Origin of the sequence: Bacillus sp. EB600, assembly GCF_024494385.1 — a bacterium.
Classification (GTDB): Bacteria; Bacillota; Bacilli; order Bacillales; family Cytobacillaceae; genus JAEVLT01.
This window is the reverse complement of record NZ_JAEVLT010000090.1, coordinates 1-3928: the sequence shown is the minus strand read 5'-3', so window position 1 is coordinate 3928 and position 3928 is coordinate 1. Positions and strand designations below refer to the sequence as shown.

Genomic DNA, 3928 nt, shown 5'->3' with positions numbered 1-3928 from the left:
GTTATCAAGACTTAAATAATAAAAATCCTTAAAAATAAACAAGAGCACATATTATTCATGTTTAATATGTAAAAAGAGGGAACGGTGTTCCCTTAGATTTTTTTATATACTTCTGCGTAAGCCACTTTCAATTGTTCTCTTAGTTCTTTGTTTTCACCATTTAGCTTCTTGATGCGGCGCTGTAAAGAAGCAATCAGGGCATCTTTGTTATTGTCATCCATCTCTCGTTTGATTTGCTTCGATGTAGGTGCTTTCGCTTGTTGTTGTCTCAAGGATTCAATCCGATCACGCAACTCAAGGTTGTTGTATAGCGTAGCTTTCGCTACGTTAGCCTCACTTGCCACGCTGTTGAAATTGATGTTCACGTTAGCTCGTACGAGCCGTTGAATGGCTTCATCGACCTTTTGATAGGTGACAGACTTTCGTGAGGCATGAATCTTTTTTAATTGTTCTCTGCGGTCATAATCAGCCATTTTTTACACCTTGCTTTCTCTTCATGCGATCTTGTCTACCGAAGATGACATGTCCCTCACGGATATTGCCCAATATACCTTGGTATCGCTGTAAGTTCCGTTCGTGCTTTTCTGCCATGTCATCACGGCCATGCTGTTTTGCTATTTCTACGGCTCTAGACGTTGTTTTTACGTGCATTTCGTATTTTTCTACATCCAATTCTGAAAAGCCGATTGCCAAGTCTTTGCACGGGCTTCCTCCATTGCACGTGAGGCAAGGTGGGGCTTCCATATGAGGGCAATTCCCTTTCAACCTTGCATGACACGTCCCGTATGGGTTGTCCATCGCATTCAATTTATGATCCTGCCAGAGAGCTTGAAGGATGTCTTGTGGGATATCTTCACCTGCTTTAATTTCTTGTACTTCACCGTTCAAGTCGAAACTGAATACACCCTGGTTGATGACAGATTCAAATGCCTTACGCTTTGTATCATCTAACAATTTGGCATACCGTAAGGTCATTTCGGGGGAAGCATGGGCTAATAACTCTTGCACTGTTAGAATGTCAACACCACTGTTTAACATTTTTACCGCATAGGTGTGGCGGAATTTGTGAGTCTTAATATTAAAAAGGTTCCCGTTCTCGTCAACAATGTTTTTTTCTTTCGCAAATTCATTCACTCTGTTTCGAACCCAACCTTGAGAGTACGGTCTACCTTTCCGAGCTCCACGATAGCGAATAAAAATAAACCCTTCGGGGTTGTTGTCTTGATTGCTATTCTCTTTAGATTTGTGAATGAGAACCGCCAAGATATTTGCCAATTCCTCATCAATCGGAATTCGATGCCCTTTCACATAGGTCTTCTCAATATCAGTCACAATCGAGTATTTGCCGTTAAGCCGTTCCAGACAATCCGAGGTTAATCCCAATACATCCGAAATTCGTAGTCCTGTTTTAAAAGCCACCAATATGACAGGGATGACATCTTTATGTAATTCGTTGATGTGTGTGAAGAGTTGCTCCAATACAAATTCAGGAATGTGTTCAATTTGGTCGATAGACTTTTTCCTTCGTTTAGGCTTGTCCTCTGGAAAGAGTAATAATCGAACATGCTTTTCAGGGGCTATGTCGTATTCATATTTTTGAATATCTTCCAAAAATTTTCCTATGATTTTTAGCCCCTCCGCTATATACCTTTCCGGGTGTGCATCTTTTCGTCTTAAATTGCTTTTGGCGTATTCATGTAACAATTGGATGTATTGCTCCATATGAGATCGTTTGAGTCCTTTTAAATCATCCCATATTGGTTCCAATGAAAATACGAAAGATAAAAATTCAGGTAAATACTTTAAGTATTCTCTTGCTGTACCCCACGAGAAATTGTTCTTACTTAGGAGGCGTTGCTTGATGTATTTTTTTACTTGCCCACGCATGTTTCCTTGTTCAATTTTGGTGAAATCGAGATGATAATCAGATCTGCTTTTGTTATATGCGATGCCATATTTATCATACAACTCTCGCACATCCCATCGGTCTTTATCCCATTCTTCACGCGTATCGGTCAATACAGACAAGTTGGAGTAGATGAATCGCAGAAAGTTTGCTACGGACGACTTACCAGTATATTTACCACGATGTAGAATTCGTTGTGTTTGAAACCCTTGCTCATGTAGCCAAAACAACCATTCTCGCTCTGCCTTCTCGATGTCCAAATCAAGCAGAGATTGAAGGGTAGGGTACTTTTCATTTATAAACCGTGTCAATTTTCGTAAGTTCGTTGCTTGTTTTCCAAAAACACTTGATAAAGACCACTTATCATTGAATAGCTGGTGATAACAGACATACTTTACTTCTAAGTTGACCATAGGGTTTGCGAGTCGGAAATAGATATTTTGTGCAGTTTCTTTATAGTTCCCCATCATCTCCACGAACTGTTTAATATCGCCCACAAAGCCAACATTCCAACTGTCGTTGATCAAGAAGTATGGGTCTTTCACTTGCTGGGTGGTAACGGAACCATCTTCGTGTATGGTCTTAACAGGATAACACGAAAGCTCTTGCTGTAATCGTTCATGAAAACCTAATTCTCCTGTATTTGTTTGTTGTTTCTGTTTCATTCTCTCCCGCCTTTCAGTGTTTTTTCTGCATCTCAAATGCGCCCTGTGCCTTTTCCCAATCCTTACGGATGTCTTCTTCTGAAAGATGAAGATACAAGTTCATGGTCGTTTGGATTTGGGAATGTCCCAGACGCTCTTGCACCTGTTTGATATCCTTTGTCTCCTGATAGTACATCGTTGCATGTGTGTGACGGAACAGATGTGGGTGAACATCAATCCCTGTTTTCTGCCGCAACCGTTTGAAAAGAGCCTCGACATCACTGTATGTCATGGGCTTACCCATATTCTTTCCACTCAGCTTCACAAACACGAAGTTGGTATCAATGTCCAGTTCATCAATCACTTCGTACAGGTAATCATCGTATATATCCATCAACGCTTGCGACACAAATATCTCTCGTTCACCTGTTTTGAGCTTCGCGCCGTTCTCCAATTCCCCGCGGTCCGTCAGGCGGATACGGTGCCCTTTTCCATGGTCGAATTTGAAGTCCTCCATGAACAAGGAGAGAGCCTCTCCAATCCGCAATCCTGTTTCAAATAGGAGTTGAATCAGGAAGGTGTCCCGCATGTTGGTTGTCGCTGTAATCACTTGTAGTACCTGTTCCTTTGTGAGTGTTTGAATCCTCTTGCGAGGTTCTTTTACCTTCAGCACATTCCGTACGGACGGTTTGTCTTTATTGACGTGATGCAAGAAACCCTTATATCGTGTTTTTCCTCCTGTAAAGACTTGTCGCATCAACTTCTCACCCATGTCATGTGGCAGCTCTTCATTACGATATAAGTAATCATAGAAGTTTGTTACCGCTGTAACCGTAAGGTTCACTGTCCTCTCTGTTTTCTTTGCCTGTACAGGTCGAAGAGACGTCACCTTCGTGCTCTCATAGGGATTCCGTAACCATCCCACAAACTCCGCCAAGTCTTCTAATCTTACATGCTTGTAATCTTTCTCTTTCTCCTGTAAATAAAGGAAATACTGCTTTAGCGCATAACAGTAAGTCTTCTGGGTGTTGCTGCTTTTCCCTATCACATCCAAATACTTGAGGTACTTGACGACAGGAATTACAGGAAAGCCCTCTCTATCTACTAATATGTATCTCTTTCCTTCCTCTAGGATTACTTCTTGTACACGCATAGATCCTTCACCCCCTAAACCCTTTTTACGCTCGGTCTTACAACCTCACTACGCCTCCCGCTGTGGGCTACGTCCTCCAACTAAAAAACATATGTTCCTTAATCTTTATATACATATTAGACTATCATTTCAACATCTGGTTATAGATTCCAATATGTATTAAAAAAGAGGATATATGCCATCAAATTGGACAAAGTAGCCTCTTCTAAATATAGTCTGTTTAAC

The 3928-nt window shown here is 41.1% G+C and carries 3 protein-coding genes; all 3 read right to left on the bottom strand.

The features are described 5' to 3' along the window. Nucleotides 1-92: 92 nt before the first annotated feature. The 3 genes from JN080_RS28400 to JN080_RS28390 are packed head-to-tail and all read right to left on the bottom strand — an operon-like array spanning nt 93 to nt 3703. Nucleotides 93-473: a DUF6262 family protein gene (locus JN080_RS28400; RefSeq protein ID WP_256239295.1), complete on the bottom strand. Its 381-nt coding sequence runs from the start codon at nt 471-473 to the stop codon at nt 93-95. Next, entirely contained in the window at nt 466-2571 is a 2106-nt protein-coding gene (locus JN080_RS28395; RefSeq protein ID WP_256239294.1) for a tyrosine-type recombinase/integrase, read from the bottom strand. Before JN080_RS28395 ends, JN080_RS28400 begins: the two co-directional genes overlap by 8 nt. Nucleotides 2572-2584: 13 nt before the next feature. Next, nucleotides 2585-3703, bottom strand: coding sequence for a tyrosine-type recombinase/integrase (locus JN080_RS28390; RefSeq protein WP_256239293.1), 1119 nt, complete (start codon nt 3701-3703; stop codon nt 2585-2587). Between the last annotated feature and the right edge of the window lie 225 nt (nt 3704-3928).

Excerpts from the sequence above, each read along its gene's own strand:
- JN080_RS28400 (WP_256239295.1), bottom strand. The coding sequence starts at position 473 with ATGGCTGATTATGACCGCAGAGAACAATTAAAAAAGATTCATGCCTCA.
- JN080_RS28395 (WP_256239294.1), bottom strand. The coding sequence starts at position 2,571 with ATGAAACAGAAACAACAAACAAATACAGGAGAATTAGGTTTTCATGAA.
- JN080_RS28390 (WP_256239293.1), bottom strand. The coding sequence starts at position 3,703 with ATGCGTGTACAAGAAGTAATCCTAGAGGAAGGAAAGAGATACATATTA.